The following is a 20,895-nucleotide window of genomic DNA, read 5'->3' as shown; positions in this document are numbered from 1 at the left end:
TATGCTATTTTAAATAAAAAATGGCCATGACGCGATATTATATTCTTCTTACAGGAATCATACTAATAGCAGGCAACATAGGATTTGTTGACCCGATAGTGTCAACTGCTGTTTTGTTACTTGTATTGGCTATTTTAATTCTTGAGCGGTTTAGTTCAATCAGGAAATACAAAAAAACACAGAAACTTATCCCTATATTTATAATTATATTGGCTGTACTTTTCAATACAGTGCTTGCCAATGGTTTGGAATATTCAGCCGAAAATACTATTTGTGAAAATCAACAAGCATTAGATTCAATTTTAAACTTTGATGAAAATGTTGTTTTTGGACAGAATTTATTTTTTAAGGTACTGTCATTTATTGTTGATACTGTATAATATAAATAATTAATGAGTAAAACTTTAATTTATTGGATATGCCAACTTGTTGGTTGGTTTGCATTAGCCTTTATCCAGATAGTTGGATATTATTTTACTCTTAATGAAATATCTGTTCCTGCTGCTTTTAGCTATATTTCATTCGCTATTTATAGCATTCTTGTAACTCATCTTTTCAGAGGAATTATTATAAGAAGGGGTTGGCTTTACCTCCCAATATCCAAAATTTTACCACGCGTATTTTTCTCTACTCTTGTAATGAGTATTCTTGGGTATTTCTGGGGACTTGCAACTGTGCATTTTACTGATTTATACGACCCAAGGACAGATATTACATTTTCTACTTTTATTGTTACGATAATTGTCAATGAGTTTTTATTTCTTATCTGGACAGTTCTTTACTTTTCATATCATTATATCAGTAATTATCGGGCAAATTTGAAATACCAGGCTTATATCAATGAAATCCGATTAAATCAATTGCGTTCTCAACTCAACCCTCATTTTATATTTAACGGACTCAATTCTATTAGGGCTCTGATTGATATTGAACCAGATAAAAGCAAGCTTGCAATAACTAAACTGAGTAATATTTTAAGAAAATCGCTGATCTTTGACAGTAAGAAATTCGTTGATTTGAAAGAAGAGATAAAGACAGTTACCGACTACTTGTATCTTGAAAAAATAAGGTATGAGGAAAGGTTAAATTTTAATATTGATATCGATAGAAATATTGAAAATGTTGGCGTTCCACCTATGATGATACAGACCCTTGTGGAAAATGGGATAAAACATGGGATAAGTAATCTAGTGGAGGGTGGATGTATATCTATAAAAGCATTTGAAAGCAATAATTATTTAATAATTAAAATTATCAATAGCGGGCAACTGGAAAAGCATTCACTTTCTTTATCCAAGGGGTATGGTTTGGCGAATACGAAAGAGAGGCTGGATCTTTTATATAAGGGCAAGGCAGGATTTAAAATAGAAAATGAAGAAGAAAATAAAGTTAAAACCAGCATCCGCATACCATTAAAATAATATCCATTTTTTTAATTTACAGATATGAAAGCAATAATAGTAGATGATGAAAGGTTGGCCAGAGTAGAATTAGCTTCCCTTTTAAAAAACTTTGATCAGATCGAAATAATTGATGAAGCTGTTAATGCTGATGATGCATATGAAAAGATCAAAAAGCATCAGCCGGATTTATTATTTTTAGATATTCAAATGCCAGGGAAAACGGGTTTTGAATTATTGGAAATGCTGGAAGTTGTGCCAAAAGTGATTTTCACAACTGCTTATGATGAATATGCCCTTAAAGCTTTTGAAGTCAATGCACTTGACTACTTATTAAAGCCTATCCAGCCTGATCGTCTTAAAGAAACAATTCATAAAATACAGGAAGGAGATGTGAATCAAAATGATAGTGGCCCTTCTTTAGGAACATCAAAAGAAAAGTTGTCTCAAGAAGATCAGGTTTTTGTAAAAGATGGAGAGAGGTGTTGGTTTGTTAAACTATCTGAAATCAGATTATTTGAGTCGGACGGAAACTATATCAAGGTTTATTTTGATAATAATAAGCCCATGATTCATAAAAGCTTAAATGCTCTGGATGAGAAATTGGATGATAAGGCTTTTTTCAGAGCGAGTCGAAAACATATAATTAACCTAAACTGGATTGAAAATATCGAACCATGGTTTAATGGAGGATTGCTTGTTAAACTAAAGGGAGGAGAAAAGATTGAAGTTTCGAGAAGACAGGCTGCAAAATTTAAAGACATGATGAGTTTGTGATCAGACTCATCATGTCTTTATTATTTAAATAAATAGTTTAATTCAGTTTATTTTCTGATCATTTCGATCAGCTCCCTTTCAACATCCCAGTCTTTGGCTAACTTCAACATTGCTGTTGCTTCCATTTCTGTGATATAACCTTTTTGGTTATTAGCCTCCCAGACCAACTTTATATAATTCAGCTTCTTTTCTTTATCTAGCTGACCAATTACTTCATTAAGAAGACTTCGGGCTCTCTGGAAAGCAGTATAATAATCTTCCGCAATGAAACTATTTGCCCACTCAAGTTCTTCATGCGCATCAAGTTCATCAGCAGTATCACTGAGCATTTTTTCTTCATCTTCATCAAGCCCGTGATAATGAAAAATAACTGATTTTAATAAAATAAAGGCTTTCTTTTCCTCTTGAGTCATTACGAAAAATTACTTTCTACAAATATATATTAATCTTTTAAAAGTCGATAATAAGAAAAATTATTTTGATCAACTCACCATTAGTAAAACAAATTAGAGGCAATCTGGTCGGCAAATAATTTACCTTTAGTCGTTAATTTAAAAAAATTATTCAATAATACTCCTAGCTCCTGCGATGAAATTTCATGTAAATATGATTTATTTTTTTCAATAAAGTCATAATCAAACCTTTTTATAAATTCTTTATTATCTATACCCTCCTTCAATCTCAGCTTAGTCATAATGTATTCATTGATCTGATTTTCTTTTGATAAAGTCTCTGATTCATAAGGAATTAAGCCATTGTTTAAGGAGTTGATATAGGCCTGATTATTCGCAATATTCCACCACCTTTTGTTTTCTAAAAACGAATGAGCTGAAGGGCCAATGCCAAGATAGGGTACCGAATTCCAATATGATGTGTTATGCACTGCTCTACATCCCTGTTTCGCAAAATTCGACACTTCGTAATGTTCATAGCCATGATCTTCCAAAATTTTAACCAATAATAAATATTGTTGAATAACTTCATCATCATCCATTGGTTCAAGCTTACCCTTCCGAAGCCAATTTCCAAACACTGTTTTTTCTTCAATAGTCAAAGAATATGCAGAAATGTGTTCAGGATCATATGATAAAGCTTTTTCAATGTCTTTTCGCCATTCATTGAGATCTCTTCCCGGGATGCCATAGATCAGATCCAGACTAAATCGATTAAAACCTGTGCTTTTGCAATCTTCAAGTGCTTTTTTAGCCATCATGTCATCATGGGCCCTGTTGAGAAATTTTAAAATATTCTTATTAAAACTTTGTACCCCAATGCTCAATCTGTCCACCCCAATGCTTTTCCAGGTTTTTAATTTCTCACTGTTAATATCGTCTGGATTGGCTTCAAATGTAAATTCTTCGGGGATATTAGCTAAATCGAAAGTTTCATAAAGCGTATCTGTTATTTTGTTGAGGCTATTGTTATCCAGGAGGGAAGGAGTTCCGCCACCAAAATAGATTGTATTCACTTTATGCCCATTAAAAAAATCTTTTTGTAATTTTAATTCTTTGCACATTGCCTCCGTTAGAAGTTCAATATTTTTTAAACTAGTGCTAAAGTGAAAGTCACAATAATGACAAGCCTGCTTACAAAATGGAATATGAATATAAATACCGCTCAAATCTGGGTGTTTTTGTTTTTATTATTCTTTTTTTCAGGAAATGCACAAAGTTATTCGGTACAAGTTCAAAATACTGAATTACACAATGAAATTATCGGGTCTGATATAAATGATCTCAATTTTATAATTAATGAATACAAAAAAGCGGGCTTCCCCTCCATTGATATAGATACCTTAAGGAGTTCTGACGAGATTATTTATATAATAGTTGCTCCATCATTAAAATTTCCTTTGAAGCTTAAGATCTTAAATAAAGAATCAAATAAAATAATTTATTCTGAAGAGGTGGGAAGCATATCAGAAATGGATCATATAAAAAACGAAATTATACAATCTGGACTTTCATCTGGTTTTCCATTTATAAAAGTAGCATTTAAAGAATATAATAAAGAGGCGGGCACGTTGGAGTTTTATCAGGAAGAAGGCAGAAAAATCTATTTTGACACAGTAAAACTGACCAATGATAATAATCTGAATAAGAATTTTTTATCCAGATATTTGAAGGTAAACCCGAAAGAATGGTTTAATCAGGAAACAATAAATCATATACCAAATCGATTTCTACACTTACCTGGCTGGGATTTTGAAGCGATCGATACTATTTTATTTAGATTAGAAAGAGCGGAGCCATATTTGTCTGTAAAAAGAAAGCAAAAAGATTATGCTGATTTTTTTGTTGGTTTAACTAATAATAATTCTGGAACAATAATTAGTGGAAAGGCATCTTTAGGTCTTTTCAATCTATTCAGGTCAGCAAAAGTATTGACGTTTGAATGGCAGAGAATCGGAAAAGGATCTCAATACCTTTCTATAAATTATTATCACCCGGGATTATTCAAAGCAAACATCTTTGGATCCGCTAAATTAGAAATAATCAGGGCGGATAGTTCATATAATCGTGTTTTATCAGAATTTAAGGTGTTTGGAGGAACTAATAGTGGGATAAGATATGGGTTGGGTTATTACTTTGAAGATAACTCTGGTCTTTCGGAAGGAAAAACCGACAACCGGTTTAGTCCTACAGATAAAGTTAATATTAATGGGATTGTTTTTTCTGTTGAGAAATATGAATTCTCAACTATACAGAAGAATGGAGTATCATTTTTTTCTGATGTTGTTATAGGAAAAAGGAAGGTAACGGATTCGGTTGATAACATATCGGGGGGTTGGATAAAAGCATTTGCTAATGTTTCATACCAGAGGAAACTATCATCAAGATTCGGTTTGAACTTTAGCTTGTCAGGTGTTTATGCACCTTTAAATGACCAACGAATAAATGAGGCATTTCAATTTGGGGGTATAAATGAATTTAGAGGAGTGCCACAAAAATCACTTAGTTTAGAACAAGGGGTCTCATTGCAAAGCGAATTAAGGCTATTTCTTCAGGGTCCTACCTTTTTGTTTTTGCATTTGGATGCAGCTGCATTTAATGAGTTTGGATTTGAACAAAGCTTTCCTGTTAGCGTAGGCCCTGGAATGTCAATTAGTTTTAAGACAGGCAAACTTGACCTTGCTTTTTCTTTTTTGTTGAAAGAACCTTACGCGTTTTCATCAAATGTGCCGTTATTTCAGGTAGGTTATCGTGCAAATTTATAACTTTGAAATATTAATATCAGCGTGATAGAACTGACGATGAGTGAACTAAACCTATTGCTTTCTTTTATATGGGCGTCTCTGGTAGCAGTGTATGCTATACCATCAATCGTAAGAGTTGCTACCCAAAAGCAACTTTTTGATCAACCTAATCATCGTACGATACATGATAGAAATATTCCTCGTTTAGGAGGATTGGCAATATTTGCCGGATTTGTATCAGCAGTTTTTATATTTGGTGAAATTGAAGAGTCAGTTCAATATCTCATCGCCGGTGTATTATTGATATTTTTTATTGGGATAAAGGATGATATCATTTCAGTAACTGCTTTAAAGAAGCTACTCGTACAAATTCTTGCTGCGGGAATAATTGTTTTTTTGGCAGATATACGTCTGACAGATCTGGATGGATTATTTGGCATATATTCTATTCCTGACAGTGTGTCCTATTTTTTATCATTCATTATAATAATTGGTCTGACAAACGCTATTAATTTGATAGATGGTCTGGATGGCCTGGCTGGGACTATAATATTTATCATCAGTATTACTTTTGGAATATTATTTTTAATAGAAGAAAATGCATATGCTTTTATAGGATTTAGTTTAGCAGGGGCCGTTTTCGGTTTTTTGAAACATAATTATAAAAATGCAAAAATCTTTATGGGAGATACCGGATCACTGGTATGTGGTTTTACTGTTGGTGTTATGGCATTAAAATATGTTACAGCAAACAATGATCCTGGTACTGCAGGATTGGCAACAGCAATATTAATAATTCCGGTTTTAGATACAACCAGGGTATTTATTATAAGGATAATAAAAGGCATGAACCCATTTGATCCTGATAGAAACCATATTCATCATAGATTGCTAAGCTTAAGCCTGAATCAAACCAAAGTGGTTATAACACTAGCTACAATTAATATATTATTCGTACTATTTGCGTTTTTATTAAAAGATTATGGAAGTGATGTGGTTTTTCTGGCAATAGGAGGTGTTGCCATCATATTTTCATTAATACTTGAAGTTAAAACCAAACCATATTTACCTAAAGGATGAGGTACTTTTTTTTCTTTTTATTTGTATTAATAGCTGGGGAAGTTACCTCACAAACCCTGATCAAAAATTACAATCATGATCTGTTGTATTTTGATCAGACTCAGAAATTATATCTACCCTACACTTTTGGCAGCTATGATGCACATGATGCAATACATGTGTTAATAACTAGACAGCATTGGTCTGGGGATGAGTTGGTGGTAAAAGCACCAATTGAGTCTGCTTTTTTAATTAACCATGAGATAGTCTATACTTTTCAACAAGATTCGTTAATTATACCGGTTAATAATACATTTGAGGAATATGAAAATGACTCGTTGTTTTTGACTATTTTTTATCCCGGATTAGTTCCTGAGCGTGATATAGAAGTAAAGAGTTACGTGAAGAACAAAAATATTACATCTCAAAATAAGGTCATTGCATATTTTAACAGGCTTCCTAAATCCACGGATCATAAGGTTCTGGCTATTCTTTTCCTGGCTTTATTTATTGTTATTTTCAAATCTGCAAATTCAAAAAAATTTAATGAAATAAATCGTAGTGACCGGCTATTTTCTATACGAAGGAAAGAAGAAGATTCGGGGTTGGCAACTTCTGAATTAGCGACTTTTGTCACTATTTTTATTATATCATTCACGTATAGTTATGTTTTTTTAACCTTACTAAACAATTCTAAAATAGTTAACCCGGAAGGTTTAACAGGCTGGTTACCAGAGAACAACTATTTAATGTACCTTGCTTTAACAGGAGCATTTTTTCTGATTTTTATAATAAGGTTACTTATTATTAATTTTTTTGCCAGCATGTATCAGATTGATTCATTCAGTTCGGAGCACTTTCTTTTTCAGTTAAGGCATTTTACAGTTATAGCCTGGATATCACTAATGCTGGTTATAATTGTCGACTTTTCACCTTTAAGTAATTCCAGTTCGTACTACGATATAGTATTATTCGTAGTATTAATTTTACTGTTTTTATCCGAAATATTGCTTTATCTAAAGGCAATAGCTTACACAGGTTATAGGAAAATGCATATTATTTCCTACCTTTGCGGAACGGAATTTGTACCCTTATTAATAGCAGTAAAAGTTCTGTTAATTATTTAACTATTTTTCGGTGAATTTATGAGTGATATTAAACCCATGTCTAAGGAAGTAGAGTCTAGACTTAAAGAGGTTAAGACGATTTTGGTATCCCAACCTGAACCTGCAAGTACCAATAATCCCTATCGAGCACTTGCGGAAAAATACAATTTAACAATTGATTTCCGCCCGTTCATTCAAGTGGACCCCGTACCGTTTAAAGAGTTCAGAAAACAAAAGATTGAAATTCTTGATCATAGTGCAATAATTCTGACCAGCAGAAATGCAGTAGATAACTTCTTCAGAATTTGCGAGGAATTAAAGCTTGAAGTGCCGTCTGATATGAAATATTTTTGTATTTCAGAGCAGACTGCCAATTATTTACAGAAGTACATAGTTATCAGGAAGAGAAAGATCTTTACAGGTTTAAGAACCGCACAGGATCTTATTGAAATCCTTAAAAAGCACAAAAAGGAGAAATTCTTATTTCCATGTTCGAACATCAGAAAAGACGACATTCCAAATTTTCTGGATGATAATGGTTATGACTGGACAGAGGCGACAATGTATAAAACCGTTGCCAGTGACCTTTCCGATCTTGATGATGTAACATATGATATAATTGCATTTTTCAGTCCGTCAGGTATTAATAGCTTATTTGTTAATTTCCCTGATTTTAAACAAAATGATACTCGAATTGCAGCTTTTGGTCCGACAACTGCAAAAGCAGTAAGAGACCATGACATGATACTTGATATTGAGGCGCCATTGCCTAATGCTCCAAGTATGACAGGTGCAATTGAATACTATATTAAGAAGGCAAATAACCTCGAATAATTAGTATTTAGATAAATTTTTGCACATCCTGCTGGTCAGTGTTGAAAAAGTTAGTGGACTCGGGTTGCAATTATAAAAAAATTGCTATATTTAAATTTCTAGTTTAAAGAAAAGCATGAGATTGCGATACTTTTTTACCTGTATATCAAGTTTTTTGTTGCTAGCTAATGTCAGCATGGCTCAGCAGGATGTTCCTTTGAGCCAATTCATGTTCAATAAGGTATATTATAACCCGGCTTATTCTGGTGTAGAAGGTATTACCAAGTTTACAGCTTTACACCGGACACAGTGGGCAGGATATAATACAACTTTTGACGGAGTGGGTGGAAACCCGGTGACTCAAATGCTATCAATGAACACCGCACTGTTAAAAATGAGTAGTGGTGTAGGTTTTTATATAGTGAACGATCAGCTTGGGCCACAAAATAATCTTGAGATCCAGGGATCATTTGCATATCATTTAAAAGTAGGCGATTCAAAATTAAGTTTCGGCGTACGAGCCGGAGCATTTTCACAAACAATTGACTTTGATCAATATCGTGCTGTCAACCCAGACGATCCATTATTAGGTGAAGGAAAGGAGACGCAAATCCGTCCGGATCTTTCAATCGGAGCCTGGTATCAGCACGAAGATTTTTATATTGGTGTAAGTTCTGCCCATATAACTGAAGCAGAATTCGACTTCAACGTCGAAAGTTTACGAAACCCGATTAAAACGCATTTGTATTTTATGGGGGGGTATGATTATGATTTAAATTATGATTTTACCGTAACTCCATCTTTACTTGTTCGAACAGATTTGGTGCAGTATTCTTTTGATGTGGCAGTACTGGGTACATACAAAGAAAAGATGTATGCGGGACTGTCGTATAGGCAGGAAGAAGCCATCATAGCCATGTTAGGCTATAGTTTTTTAAAAGAAAACGCTATGAAAGTAGGGTATGCGTTTGACTATATAGTATCAGAGCAAAGTGCAAAACAGGCAACCTCACATGAAATTATGCTGAGCTACACCTTACCGGTACTACCTCCAGCTGCTAAGAAAGTAATTCGCACACCAAGATTCAGACATTAGGAGTATTTTTATATACTTGTAAGAAATTGAGTGTTTTCGACCTTCAATTTTTGGATTAGATTTTTTTACTTTACCGAAAATTGAGAATTGAATACAATAATTAATATTCTTTATTAGTTATTTATTTGGTATCATAGATTTTTTGCGAAAAAAGCTTAAAACAGTATATTATGAACAAAGGTTTCTTTAGAAAATCCCTATTGCTTGCCGTATCAGCAATGGCTGTATTTTTTCAAAGCTGTGGATTATTCGGCGGCGGTGGCGGTAATGCAAGTGGAGACTACAAAGGAGAGCTTCTAGGAGCTCAGGGACGTCCGCCGGGATGGGTGATGAATGTTCCTTATGGAATGGTGGCCATACCTGCAGGTACTTTTCACATGGGTCAGGCGGATCAAAACGTTGCTGCCTCAATGATCAACCTGAACAAGCAGATCACAATCGGTCCTTTTTATATGGATGACACTGAAATTACTAACAATGAGTATCGTCAGTTCATCGAGACCGTACAACAGGATTCTGCTATGGCTGAAGGGGAAAGCGGCGAATTAAGTGTTTACTATCCAGATACAACAGTATGGGTGAAGGATTTTGCTCACCACATGGGAGATCCTATGATGGAGTATTATTTCTGGCACCCGGCATTTGACGACTATCCTGTAGTTGGTGTATCGTGGGAAGCTGCTAAATACTTCTGTAAATGGAGAACAGACTTCTTAAATAGTTATAGAGCGTCACAAGGACTTTGGGCGATGCCTACTTTCAGACTTCCATCTGAAGCTGAGTGGGAATACGCTTCAAGAGGTGGACGTGATATGGCGAAATATCCTTGGGGTAACCCATATATACGTAACTCAAAAGGGTGTATGTTAGCAAACTTCAAACCTGGAAGAGGAAACTATTATGATGATGGATTCCAGTACACAGCTCCTGTAGCACAATACTTCCCGAACGACTGGGGATTATGGGACATGTCTGGAAATGTGGCTGAGTGGTGCGAGGATGCTTTTCATCCGGCTTCTTATCCTGTAGTTTGGGACCTTAACCCAACCTACTATGACGAGGCAGAGCCTAGAAAAGTAATTCGCGGTGGTTCTTGGAAGGATATCGCTTATTACCTGGAAACAGGTACGAGAACTTATGAACATAAGGATTCTACAAGAGCTTATATAGGCTTCCGTTGTGCATTGACCAACTTAGGTAGATCAAGCGGAGCTGAGTTTAACTAAAAAGAATTAATCTGTAATTTAATATCAATTTTTTCACAACCTAAAAATCTAGTAAGATGAGCAAAAAAGGTGGATCTAATCTATTATTTGGTACGATTATGCCGAAAATATACGGTATTGGTGGTGCAATTGTAATTATCGGTGCTTTATTCAAGATTCTTCATTGGCCTGGAGCAAATGAAATGCTAATCCTTGGTTTAGGAACAGAAGCATTAATTTTCTTCCTAAGTGCCTTTGAACCAAATCATGATATTGACTGGGCAAGAGTTTATCCGGAATTAGCGGATGATTATGACGGACCTCTTGGAATCAGCAACAAATCAGCTGGTGGAAGCGGTGATTCTGTTTCTAAACAACTTGATAAAGTACTTGAGTCTAATAAAGTTGGTGGCGATTTAGTAAAGAGCTTAGGTGATGGTCTTAAGAATCTTTCTGACTCAGCATCAAAAATGGCAGACCTTAGTAATGCAGCTGTTGCAACTAACGAGTATGCAGCAAACGTAAAGCAGGCTTCTAAGTCATTAACTGACATGAACAAGTCTTACGGTACTACAATGACTGCTATGTCTGAAATGGCTAATGCTGCTAAAGACGCAAAAGAGTATCATTCACAAGTACAATCGGTAACTAAGAACCTATCTGCACTGAATGCAGTGTATGAAATGGAGCTTCAGGATGCTAACAGCCACTTGAAAGCAATGAAGAAATTCTATGGTAACGTTGCTACTGCTATGGATAGCATGGCCGGCGCTGCTAAAGAAACTGAGTCTTTCAAGAATGAGCTTGGTAAATTAACTACTAATCTTACTTCACTTAACAACGTTTATGGCAGCATGTTGACTGCAATGCGTGGTGGTAAGTAATTAGTATAGTAATCATTAATTTTTAAAATTAAATTAAAAGTTTATGGCTGGAGCTAAAGAAACCCCAAGACAGAAGATGATCGGTCTTATGTACCTGGTGTTGATGGCAATGCTTGCCCTCAACGTATCATCTGCCGTGTTGGATAAATTTATATTCCTGAATGACAGCCTTGAAAACTCTGTAAAGCAAACAAGAGATATTAACAGTAATACTGTTGCGCGTATTCAGAGTGCTGTCGAAGAAGCAGGAAGTAGAGAGAAAGATGTTGCCGTTCTTGAAAAAGCTAAAAAAGTTAGAGAACTGGCATCTGAAACAATAAAGTACACAGAAGGTGTAAAAGAAGAGATTATCGAAGTGTCAGGAGGTAGAGATGCCGACGGAGAACTTGCGGGTAAGAAAGACACTGAGAAAATGGCTAATCTGATGATTAATCAGAAAAAAGGTGAGGATCTTAAGCAAAAATTAAATCAATATGTTGCTGATCTTAATGAATTAACAGGAATGGATTTCTCTAAAATTGCTTTTGATGGCAAAGAGCATCCATTGTTTAAAGATGATCCTGATCAGAAAGGAAAAGATTTTTCTACCTTAAACTTTAGTCAATCACCAACTGTAGCAGGTCTTGCAACTATTACTCAGTTTCAAACTGAGGTAATGTCAAGAGCCAACAGAGCGTTAGAAGCTCTTGCTCAGCAAGTAGGTGCAGGTGACCTTAAATTCGACCTTGTAAATGTTCGAGTTGTTCCTAAATCATCAATCGTTGCTGCAGGTGCAATGTATGAAGCGGATTTATTCCTAGCTGCATCATCATCTGCCGGAAACGCTGAGATGTATGTTAACGGAGAAGAAATTCCTGTAGAAGGATCTAACGGTAAAGTTAAATTCCGTGCTACTCCAGGGAAATATGACTCTAAGACAGGTCTTGCAAGAAAGACATTCATTGGTAAGATTGAAATGAACGACTCAGCTTTCGTTGATACAATCGAATATTTCGTAGCTCAACCTGTAATCCAGGTGACTGCACAAGCGGTACAAGCTCTTTACTTACAGTGCGGAAATGAACTTGATGTTCAGGTTCCAGCTTTAGGTGCAGAGTACAACCCTCAGTTCTCTTGCCGTGGTGGTACAGCTATCGCAGGCAATAAGCCGGGTCTTGTAACCGTTATACCTACGTCAGCGAATGTTACTCTTAATGTAAGTAGCGGTGGAAACGCAATTGGATCAAGACAATTCAAAGTTAAGCGTGTTCCTAAGCCTGAGATCGTAGCAAAATCAAGAGGAAGAGCAGTAAACCTTAAGCAGGGTGTTCCTGCACCAGGTCCTACTTCTATCGAACTTGATGCGATCGCTGATGAAGACTTTAAAGCAATGCTTCCTAAAGATGCAAGATACAGAGTAGCTGAATGGAGAATTACTCTTGCACGTGGTAGCAGACCAGTTGACCAGCAAATCGTTAGAGGTTCTGAAGCCAGCCTTTCTGGTATTGCCAGAAAAGCAAGAGCTGGAGACAGACTTGTAATCGAGGTATCTAAAGTACAAAGAATGAACTTTAGAGGTGCTGTTCTTGATGTACCAATGGGATCTGGTTCTTCAATTATTACAATACCTATTAACTAACAGAATTTTTTTCTGATATGAAAAAACTATCATTTTTACTGATTATCATTTCAGGCTTTGCGTTGTCGTTCTCTGGTAACGCGCAGATAAACTCGATGGAAACGCCTGATGATGCTGTATTCACATCGGCAGAAGGAAATACTATCTACAAGGATGATATCTTCTTTAGAAAGCGAGTATGGCGCAGAATGGACTTAACAGAGAAAATGAACCGACCGTTTTTCGCTTTTAACAATGAGATCACAAAATTAATCATTGATAAAGCATTAGCTGGTGAGATTGATATCTATGAAAATGATAGTCTTACTACTAAGATGACGGTTGAGCAGTTCACTGAAAACATGAAGCGTGAGGTGTTCACAGCAGCTCTTACTGAAGAAGAAAAAGCCATGGGATTTGGTGAAGAAGAAGAAGCCGCAGATGACTGGGGTGACTGGGGTACTCCTGAAGATTCAGGTGCTGAAGGCACTGACACAGGAGCTGCCGAAGAAACTTCTTCAGTTTCTGGTGGAGACGACCTTTTCTTCCCTTCTCAGGTAACTATTCTTGAGATCATGGAAGATATGATCTTCGACAGAAAAAGATCTCGACTTTACTGGACTATCCAGTCTATCTCTTTAATTATTCCTGCAAAGGAATTTGAGACTGGTGTTTACAGAAGAGTTGGAGCATTTAAGTATGAAGATCTTGTTGAGCTTTGGAGAGAGAATCCAGATCAATCTATATGGTTCAACCGTCAAAATTCTGCAGAACACAGAAACCTTGCAGATGCTTTTAAGCTTAGACTTTTCGATGCACGAATTATCAAAGTTGATAATCCAGAAGACCTTCAGTTGGAGGATATCTACTCTGATCGTAAGCGTGCCTTGATCGAGTCAGTTAACATGGAGCAAAAACTGATGGAAATGGAACATGACCTGTGGTCATTCTAAACATCGGTTTAGTGAATAAATTAAAAAGGGCTTCGAAAGAGGCCCTTTTTTTATTTCTATAGTACGTAATAATTTTAATCGATTTTTTTGAAGTGTTGCGTGATCTTTTCAGCTCTGCTTTTTCCTACAACTTGCTCTAAGTCGGTGTAATTAGCTTCTTTGATATTTTTAACACTACCAAAATGTTGAAGCAATTTGTTTATCGTCTTTTCTCCCAATCCAGGAATATCTGACAAGGAGGTTTTAAAGGCATTTTTACTCCTGACTTTTCTATGAAATGTAATGGCGAATCTATGCGCTTCATCTCTTAAATGCTGGAGCAATTTCAATGCTGGTGATTTTTTACTAATGAGGATAGGATAACTATCTTCCGGCACGTAAATCTCTTCTAACCTTTTTGCAATACCTGCAATAGCCACTTTGCCATAGATGCTCATGTCCTTCAGGGCTGATACGGCGCTGCTAAGCTGGCCTTTACCTCCGTCAATGAGTATTAGGTCAGGAAGAGGCTTCCGTTCTCTTAGCAGTCTTGAATAGCGTCTTGTGACCACTTCATACATTGAGGCAAAATCGTCAGGACCCTGTACAGTTTTAATATGAAAATGTCTGTAGTCTTTTTTGCTGGGCTTAGCATTTTTAAAGCTTACCATAGAGGCTACAGGATTAGTTCCTCCCAGGTTCGAATTATCAAAACATTCAATATTGAAGGGAACGCTATTTAATTGTAGAGCCTCTTTTAATTCAGTAAGTACTGCTAAATGTGGTGGTGCTTTTGACTCTACATTTTTCAGTTTTTCTTTTTTATATAGAATCGCATTTTTTAACGAAAGCTCTACAACTTTTCGCTTATCACCGATCTTTGGAACGACGATCGAAAACTCAGGTATATCAAACTCAATTTCAAGATTTGTGAACACCTCTTTTGCGGTACTCCCATATGATTCCCTGATATCAATAATTGCTGTTGCAAGTATATCACTGTCACTTTCATCAATTTTCTTTTTGATTTCAGTTGTCTTCGTAGCAGTGATTTGTCCCTGATTTATTTTAAGATAGTTGATGTAAGCTCGCTTTTCATCCGATGTGATTGTGATGACATCGACATCATCTAATTTCGTATTAACAATTGTTGTTTTAGCCTGGAAATCTTCAAGCAACATTAGCTTTTCTTTATAAGACTGCGCTTTTTCAAAAGCCAGGTTAGCAGCAGCATCCTGCATTTCCGCTTTAAAATATTGCTTTGGGATGGTTAATTCTCCTTTAAGAATATTTATGGCCTGGTTTATATTATGATCATATTCTTTTTCATCCTGTAATCCTTCACAGGGGCCTTTACAGTTACCTATATGATATTCCAGGCAAACCTTAAATTTTTGCTTTTCTATGTTTTCTTCAGACAAGTTGTACTTACACGTCCTGATCTGAAATAGTTTGTGTAACAGGTCTATGATATTTTTCATCGCCCGCACGCTTGCATATGGCCCATAGTACGTGCCATAACCTTTCTCTATTTTTCGGGTAGAATGTATCCTTGGAAAGCGCTCATTGGTAATGACAATATGAGGATAAGTCTTGTCATCGCGCATAAGGATATTATACCTTGGCTGATGACTTTTGATCAGGTTATTTTCGAGGAGAAGGGCATCAAACTCAGTATTAACAATAGTTACTTCGATCGATTTGATCTCAGAAACCATTTTTCTGGTCTTCCTGCTGATCCCTGATAATTTGTTAAAATATGAGGCAACTCTTTTTTTTAGGTTTTTGGCTTTACCAATATATATGAGCTGATCATCCTTATTATAATACTTATAGACTCCCGGTTTGTCCGGGAGTCTTTTTATATCTTCTGGACTATATCGAAATTCATCCATTTAATTAATTAACCAAAATCAGCTGCGTCTGGCTGAACTACATCATCATCAACAGCAGTACTGTCTGATTCTTCTTCGTTATCAGTGTCGCAATTCAGATTTATTGTGATTGGTTTAGTCGGTCTTGGGAAAGGTCGTTTTTCGACATCCAGTTCTTCGTCAGCATATACCTTTTGCATGAACTTGTCATAGATCGGCAATGCAGTTTTACCTCCCTGTCCGTAATACCAGCTTCGGAAATGGATAACAGGTTCATCACCACCTACCCATGCACCACCTACAAGATCTGCAGTTACACCAACAAACCATCCATCAGAGGCGTTGTTGGTAGTACCGGTTTTACCACCTATTTCGTTGTCAACACGAACATTCCTGCTTAATCCTAATGCAGTACCACCTTCTTCTTCAACACCACCTTTTAGCATGTGTAGCATTACATAAGCAGTTTCTTCGCTTAAAGCCTGTACAGATTTAGGAGTGAATTCGTGAATGATATTTCCGTTTTTATCTTCAATACGAGTAATATAATGAGGCTTATTCCAGAAGCCCAGGTTGGCAAATGTTCCATAAGCACCAATTAGTTCAAGCAGGGTAACTTCAGATACTCCCAGGCAAAGTGCCGGAACAGGATCAATCTTACTCTGGATACCCATTTGATGAGCGATGTTAACTACTCGCTGAGGAGTTACCCGATCCATCATATTTGCTGTGATACTATTCACAGACCTTGCCATAGCTTGTCTGAGAGTCATATCTTCATTTGTATACTTACCCTCTGCATTAGCAGGAGTCCATGTTGGAGGATCACCACCAGGAATATGGAAAGTATAAGGAGAGTCCATTACCTCAAAACAAGGTGAATATCCTTGTTCGATGGCTGCTGTATACACAAATGGTTTAAAGGTTGATCCAGGCTGACGTTTACTTTGACCAACATGATCATACTGGAAATACTTATAATTATTTCCACCTACCCAGGCTTTAACTTCTCCATTTTGAGGATTAATAGCTACGAAACCAGCTTGAAGCATGTGTTTATAGTAACTCAATGAATCCATTGGGCTCATTAATGTATCTTTCTCTCCTTCCCATGTAAATACAGTAGTAGGCACCTTGGTGTTCATCATGATCTCAACAGAATCATCTCCTTCACCATATCGGTTTACAAAAGCTCTGTATTGAGCAGTGTTTTTAGCTCGGGATTCCAGGAAATTTGGTATCACCCTGAAATCACCATCCACCCAGGGCTCACGTCCTCTTAAGGTTTCTATGAATTTTTTCTGTAGCTCAGCCATATGCTCTTTTAAAGCTTCCTCGGCATAGCGTTGCATTTTCGCATTAATTGTTGAATAGATCTTGAGACCGTCGCGATAGAGATCATATCCGTTTTCTTTAGCCCATTTTTTCAGATATTGTCTTGCATCTTCTCTGAAATATGGAGCTAAACCATCATTATGAGTTTGCTCAACAATTTTTAAGTTGAGGTCAGTAAGTCTTAAAGTATCGTATTCGTCCTCAGAAATAAAGCCATACTTGGCCATTTGACTCATTACTACATTCCTTCTGTGCAAAGCGTCATCAGGATGCCTCTTAGGATTATAACGGCTTGGAGCATTTAATATTCCCGCAAAAAGTGCTGCTTGAGGTACGGTTAAACTATCAGTTTCCTGATCAAAGTAATATCTAGCAGCAGTCCGGATACCATAAGTGTTATTGGCATATTCAATCGTATTTAAATATAAAGCAAGTATCTCTTCTTTCGTGAAAGTTCGTTCAAGCTTTACAGCAATTATCCATTCTTTGATTTTTGCAATACCACGTCTTAAAAGCCTATTGTTTTTAGTAAGCGAACCTTCGTAGTCATTTGTTTTGAAGAGGTTCTTGGCAAGCTGCTGAGTGATGGTACTTGCTCCCCGGTTTTTACCTAATAAATTGTATACCGGAATAGCTAATGTTCCTTTTAAATCGATGCCGGCATGATCTTCAAAACGAATATCTTCAATCGCTTTTAAAGCGTTGACCAGGTTAGGTGATAGCTTATCATAAGTTACCGGAGACCTGTTTTGAAGATAATATTTACCTAGTAGTTCCCCGTCTTCAGAATAAAGTTCCGAGGCCAGGCTATTTTCTTCATAGGCATTTTCCAGGCTGGCTAGCTCTGGCATTCCGCCAAACCACCCACCCCAATCCTGGAAAACAGCTACAAATAGCATAACCAGGGATAAAGTTCCGACGATAAAAAGTATCCAAAAAGCCTTAATAAGCTTTTTGAAGAGGCCGCCGAACCTTTCATTTATAGCTTTAATTTTACTGTTCATTCGAATTCAAGTATTGTTTTTTAAAATAACTGTTATAGCCGGTCAAGTCTTTGCGCTTGTAAAAAGTGTCAAAGTTACTCTTTGAAATTACGAAATTAAAAAATTCTGAGTTGCCATATGCAAGGTCTTCCTCAACTATTGGCAAAAAATTGTTAAAAATTGTCATTGCACCCTCATAATCAGGGATGTTCTGGATCATAACGAGTGCAAAATCATCATTTAAGCTAAGTAAGTTATAGTCTAAGTTTGCGTTATTTAGCTTTTCTAATTCGTCTTTTACGGCCTTGCTGGTCTCATTAATATAATCACCACCTGTAGGGACAGCCATGACCCAGTAATGTTCTTCAGACCGATTCATTTCATATCTGACCTCAGACAGATTTTCATATTTTTTTTGTTCTTTCCTGGCTTGTTCAAGAAGCTTTTCAGCAAAAGGAATCAGGTCGCTATCCGGATAATTCTTAATAAAACTTTGAAGGCTGAATTGATAGGAAGCTAAAGGCTCAGTTTTCCCTTTTATTAATACCTGTAAAAAGATAGCATTATCTGTAAATTCATTAGACTGAATACTTCTGATGCTGGCCATTATTAAAGAATCTGCTTTTTTATATTCTCCATTTTCATACAGAGAATACGCATTTTTATAAATGGCTCTTAACTCTCTGGCAGCTTGTTCGCTTTCTTTGAGATAATCAGGATTTTCCAGGATTTTAGCATACAGGCTATTAGGATGCTGGTTTAAGAGCATTTGTTCATATTTTGAAGGGTCTTCGCCTAAAGCTTCTGCGATTACTTTTAGTAAGAAAAGGGCTTCAGGAATAGTTTCAGCATCAGAAAAACGAGAAATAAATTCATTAAGGGTTTCAAAAGAATACTCATCTTCTTTCAGATCGAAATGATAGATTTTCCCAACCTGGAATAAAGAGTTTTCAACTTCTTTAACCAAAACCTGTTTTTCTTCTTCGGTAGAAGGAATATTAGCCCAATATGTTTCAGGTTGCAATAGCGGATCATTTTCAAATGGTGATTCCTCCAGAACATCTGCTTCCCTGACATTCGCAACATCATCAACATCATCTACAGTAGGTACAGGCGAATCACCAGCGAGCCTGATCTTATTAGAGCGCCGCCAGTTATCTTCCAGCTCTCTGTCTCCCCATATTGCTTCAAATTCGTTAATACCTCTGGCTATGGCTGAAGGCTCGTCAAAATACCATCCCGGGGAAGCCCTTTCCTGATCGTTATCAAAACTGTTGAAAGTATTTTTGCCTGCATTGGCTAATGCTTGTTCCCTTCTCTTTTCTTCTTCCTTCTTTCTTTCTTCCTCTTCTTCGATCTCCTGCCTTCTTATCTCTATCTGTTCTTCAATAATTTTATTTACAGATAAACTATCCATAGATGCAAGGTTCAGCAAAGAATCATTTGCTTCCACAGTTTCTAAATGTCCGACAAAAGTCTCTAGAATTTGCTGTCTCTTTTTTAATTCTTCATAATCCGGTTCATCCTGTGGGTAGAACTGAACGGTACTGTCATAGTAATTTTTGGCCAGCCGATAGTTCCTTCTGTCGTTATAATATATTTCTGCTAATCTTCGAAATGAAGCAGCTTTAATAACGGGTCTTGCCCCTTCCTGCCTCACAGACTTTTTAAAATATTCTATTGCCTGGCCTTCTTCGTCTAGCTTATAGGCGAAGGCACCCATTTCATGATAGATTTTATCTTTATATTCTTTGTTCTTTCTGTCCTTAAGCAGTTTCTCAAAATACTTTTTGATTTTTTTTGTGTCAGACTCTTTAGCCAGGTCATACACTTGGGCCATATTTAACCTCGAGTAAAAGAACAATTCATAATTTGGGTTGTTCTTTACACATTGATTATAATTTTCATAGGCAAGGGCATCAAAGCCAAGATCCTGGTAAACCTGTCCAAGGATAAAATAATATCGTGCTCTTTTTTTGTGATTGCTTTCAAGTTCTACAGCAGCTTCAAGATTTTGTATAACTTTTTCCCAGTCATTTTCTAACTGATAAAAATATGCTTTTGCGAGGAAGAATTCTTTTTGATTGTTTTTATTCAGATCTTCTTTACCGAGATAATCGATTACCGAAATGATATTATTTCTTTCTCCTCTGAAAATAAATGTATAGATAAGCCCGATTAAAGCTTCGTGTCTAGTGTTATCATCTTCTCCTTTAACATTAACATATTTATAGGTATTTACTGCCTCTTCCAGTTCACCTCGATAATAACGGGCATCACCAACAGCTACATAGGCATTGTCATTCCAATTGGAGCCTTCATGTCTTTGAATAGACATTGACGCTTTTTTGATTACATCCTCAAGTTGATCATCGTATGCATTAGTTTGTGCAGTATCGAGTGGAGGATATATATAGAGAATTTTTTCGAAGTTGTCTTCGTATTGTGCACGACGATCTTCTTCAATAGCTTTCAGGTTTTCGCGTGCTAACCAATAGGCATTATATTTGGCATTCGTATCGTGCCATACCATGCTAACAGGGTTACTTTTGTTGACAGCACACGAAACAGAAGTAAGCAATAAAAATAAAAATAGTAAGTTTTTAATAAATTGCATTTGCTGCAGATAAATCGATTT

General features: G+C 36.3%; 17 protein-coding genes. 12 read left to right on the top strand and 5 right to left on the bottom strand.

Annotation, left to right across the window (positions count from 1 at the left end; translation table 11 throughout):
* Nucleotides 1-26 precede the first annotated feature (26 nt).
* The 3 genes from OO013_RS18885 to OO013_RS18875 are packed head-to-tail and all read left to right on the top strand — an operon-like array spanning nt 27 to nt 2,177.
* On the top strand, nt 27-380 hold the full coding sequence (locus OO013_RS18885) for a hypothetical protein (protein WP_266058575.1): 354 nt from the start codon (nt 27-29) through the stop codon (nt 378-380).
* 12 nt (nt 381-392) lie between these two features.
* On the top strand, nt 393-1,421 hold the full coding sequence (locus tag OO013_RS18880; protein ID WP_266058574.1) for a sensor histidine kinase: 1,029 nt from the start codon (nt 393-395) through the stop codon (nt 1,419-1,421).
* Between the two features lie 24 nt (nt 1,422-1,445).
* Nucleotides 1,446-2,177 (top strand): LytR/AlgR family response regulator transcription factor, encoded by a 732-nt coding sequence (locus OO013_RS18875; RefSeq protein ID WP_266058573.1) that lies wholly within the window; start codon nt 1,446-1,448, stop codon nt 2,175-2,177.
* Nucleotides 2,178-2,224: 47 nt separating this feature from the next.
* On the opposite strand, the gene OO013_RS18870 is transcribed toward OO013_RS18875, so the two are convergent.
* Together OO013_RS18870 and hemW are read right to left on the bottom strand one after the other, a co-directional pair.
* The gene (locus tag OO013_RS18870) at nt 2,225-2,590 is read right to left on the bottom strand and encodes a hypothetical protein (RefSeq protein ID WP_266058572.1); all 366 of its coding nucleotides are present in this window, start codon (nt 2,588-2,590) and stop codon (nt 2,225-2,227) included.
* An 80-nt stretch (nt 2,591-2,670) separates the two neighbouring features.
* Nucleotides 2,671-3,798, bottom strand: coding sequence for a radical SAM family heme chaperone HemW (gene hemW, locus OO013_RS18865; protein ID WP_266058571.1), 1,128 nt, complete (start codon nt 3,796-3,798; stop codon nt 2,671-2,673).
* On the opposite strand from hemW, the gene OO013_RS18860 reads away from it, so the two are divergent.
* From OO013_RS18860 to porN, 9 genes are all read left to right on the top strand, one after another.
* Entirely contained in the window at nt 3,736-5,394 is a 1,659-nt protein-coding gene (locus OO013_RS18860) for a BamA/TamA family outer membrane protein (RefSeq protein ID WP_266058591.1), read from the top strand. The two genes, hemW and OO013_RS18860, sit on opposite strands and share 63 nt — an antisense overlap.
* Before the next feature lie 36 nt (nt 5,395-5,430).
* On the top strand, nt 5,431-6,453 hold the full coding sequence (locus OO013_RS18855; RefSeq protein WP_266058570.1) for an MraY family glycosyltransferase: 1,023 nt from the start codon (nt 5,431-5,433) through the stop codon (nt 6,451-6,453).
* Entirely contained in the window at nt 6,450-7,559 is a 1,110-nt protein-coding gene (locus OO013_RS18850) for a DUF4271 domain-containing protein (RefSeq protein ID WP_266058569.1), read from the top strand. The genes OO013_RS18855 and OO013_RS18850 overlap by 4 nt, the downstream gene beginning before the upstream one ends.
* An 18-nt stretch (nt 7,560-7,577) precedes the next feature.
* A complete protein-coding gene (locus tag OO013_RS18845) occupies nt 7,578-8,372 on the top strand; it encodes a uroporphyrinogen-III synthase (protein ID WP_439651862.1) in 795 nt (264 codons plus the stop codon).
* Between the two features lie 115 nt (nt 8,373-8,487).
* Nucleotides 8,488-9,447 carry a PorP/SprF family type IX secretion system membrane protein gene (locus tag OO013_RS18840; RefSeq protein ID WP_266058567.1) on the top strand — a complete coding sequence of 320 codons (960 nt, stop codon included), beginning with the start codon at nt 8,488-8,490 and terminating at the stop codon, nt 9,445-9,447.
* A gap of 170 nt (nt 9,448-9,617) precedes the next feature.
* On the top strand, nt 9,618-10,673 hold the full coding sequence (gene porK, locus OO013_RS18835) for a T9SS ring complex lipoprotein PorK/GldK (protein ID WP_266058566.1): 1,056 nt from the start codon (nt 9,618-9,620) through the stop codon (nt 10,671-10,673).
* A 56-nt stretch (nt 10,674-10,729) separates the two neighbouring features.
* Entirely contained in the window at nt 10,730-11,536 is an 807-nt protein-coding gene (gene porL, locus OO013_RS18830) for a type IX secretion system motor protein PorL/GldL (protein ID WP_266058565.1), read from the top strand.
* Nucleotides 11,537-11,579: 43 nt separating this feature from the next.
* Complete coding sequence (gene porM / locus OO013_RS18825; RefSeq protein ID WP_266058564.1) at nt 11,580-13,154, top strand: type IX secretion system motor protein PorM/GldM; 1,575 nt, start codon at nt 11,580-11,582, stop codon at nt 13,152-13,154.
* A gap of 17 nt (nt 13,155-13,171) precedes the next feature.
* Complete coding sequence (porN, locus tag OO013_RS18820) at nt 13,172-14,086, top strand: type IX secretion system ring subunit PorN/GldN (RefSeq protein WP_266058563.1); 915 nt, start codon at nt 13,172-13,174, stop codon at nt 14,084-14,086.
* 74 nt (nt 14,087-14,160) lie between these two features.
* Here porN and uvrC read toward each other — a convergent pair whose 3' ends face one another.
* The 3 genes from uvrC to porW are packed head-to-tail and all read right to left on the bottom strand — an operon-like array spanning nt 14,161 to nt 20,874.
* Complete coding sequence (uvrC, locus tag OO013_RS18815; protein ID WP_266058562.1) at nt 14,161-15,960, bottom strand: excinuclease ABC subunit UvrC; 1,800 nt, start codon at nt 15,958-15,960, stop codon at nt 14,161-14,163.
* An 8-nt stretch (nt 15,961-15,968) separates the two neighbouring features.
* The gene (locus OO013_RS18810) at nt 15,969-18,278 is read right to left on the bottom strand and encodes a penicillin-binding protein 1A (protein WP_266058561.1); all 2,310 of its coding nucleotides are present in this window, start codon (nt 18,276-18,278) and stop codon (nt 15,969-15,971) included.
* On the bottom strand, nt 18,268-20,874 hold the full coding sequence (porW, locus tag OO013_RS18805) for a type IX secretion system periplasmic lipoprotein PorW/SprE (RefSeq protein WP_266058560.1): 2,607 nt from the start codon (nt 20,872-20,874) through the stop codon (nt 18,268-18,270). The genes OO013_RS18810 and porW overlap by 11 nt, the downstream gene beginning before the upstream one ends.
* Between the last annotated feature and the right edge of the window lie 21 nt (nt 20,875-20,895).

The organism is Mangrovivirga halotolerans, assembly GCF_026241165.1.
Classification (GTDB): Bacteria; Bacteroidota; Bacteroidia; order Cytophagales; family Cyclobacteriaceae; genus Mangrovivirga; species Mangrovivirga halotolerans.
The sequence above is the reverse complement of the archived record's forward strand: the minus strand, read 5'-3'. Positions and strand labels throughout refer to the sequence as shown.

Bases quoted from the DNA above. Each gene is read 5' to 3' on its own strand.
- porK (WP_266058566.1), top strand. From the start codon at position 9,618: ATGAACAAAGGTTTCTTTAGAAAATCCCTATTGCTTGCCGTATCAGCA.
- OO013_RS18885 (WP_266058575.1), top strand. From the start codon at position 27: ATGACGCGATATTATATTCTTCTTACAGGAATCATACTAATAGCAGGC.
- OO013_RS18845 (WP_439651862.1), top strand. From the start codon at position 7,578: ATGAGTGATATTAAACCCATGTCTAAGGAAGTAGAGTCTAGACTTAAA.
- OO013_RS18875 (WP_266058573.1), top strand. From the start codon at position 1,446: ATGAAAGCAATAATAGTAGATGATGAAAGGTTGGCCAGAGTAGAATTA.
- OO013_RS18850 (WP_266058569.1), top strand. From the start codon at position 6,450: ATGAGGTACTTTTTTTTCTTTTTATTTGTATTAATAGCTGGGGAAGTT.
- porL (WP_266058565.1), top strand. From the start codon at position 10,730: ATGAGCAAAAAAGGTGGATCTAATCTATTATTTGGTACGATTATGCCG.
- OO013_RS18870 (WP_266058572.1), bottom strand. From the start codon at position 2,590: ATGACTCAAGAGGAAAAGAAAGCCTTTATTTTATTAAAATCAGTTATT.
- OO013_RS18855 (WP_266058570.1), top strand. From the start codon at position 5,431: ATGAGTGAACTAAACCTATTGCTTTCTTTTATATGGGCGTCTCTGGTA.
- porM (WP_266058564.1), top strand. From the start codon at position 11,580: ATGGCTGGAGCTAAAGAAACCCCAAGACAGAAGATGATCGGTCTTATG.
- porW (WP_266058560.1), bottom strand. From the start codon at position 20,874: ATGCAATTTATTAAAAACTTACTATTTTTATTTTTATTGCTTACTTCT.
- uvrC (WP_266058562.1), bottom strand. From the start codon at position 15,960: ATGGATGAATTTCGATATAGTCCAGAAGATATAAAAAGACTCCCGGAC.
- OO013_RS18840 (WP_266058567.1), top strand. From the start codon at position 8,488: ATGAGATTGCGATACTTTTTTACCTGTATATCAAGTTTTTTGTTGCTA.
- porN (WP_266058563.1), top strand. From the start codon at position 13,172: ATGAAAAAACTATCATTTTTACTGATTATCATTTCAGGCTTTGCGTTG.
- OO013_RS18880 (WP_266058574.1), top strand. From the start codon at position 393: ATGAGTAAAACTTTAATTTATTGGATATGCCAACTTGTTGGTTGGTTT.
- OO013_RS18810 (WP_266058561.1), bottom strand. From the start codon at position 18,278: ATGAACAGTAAAATTAAAGCTATAAATGAAAGGTTCGGCGGCCTCTTC.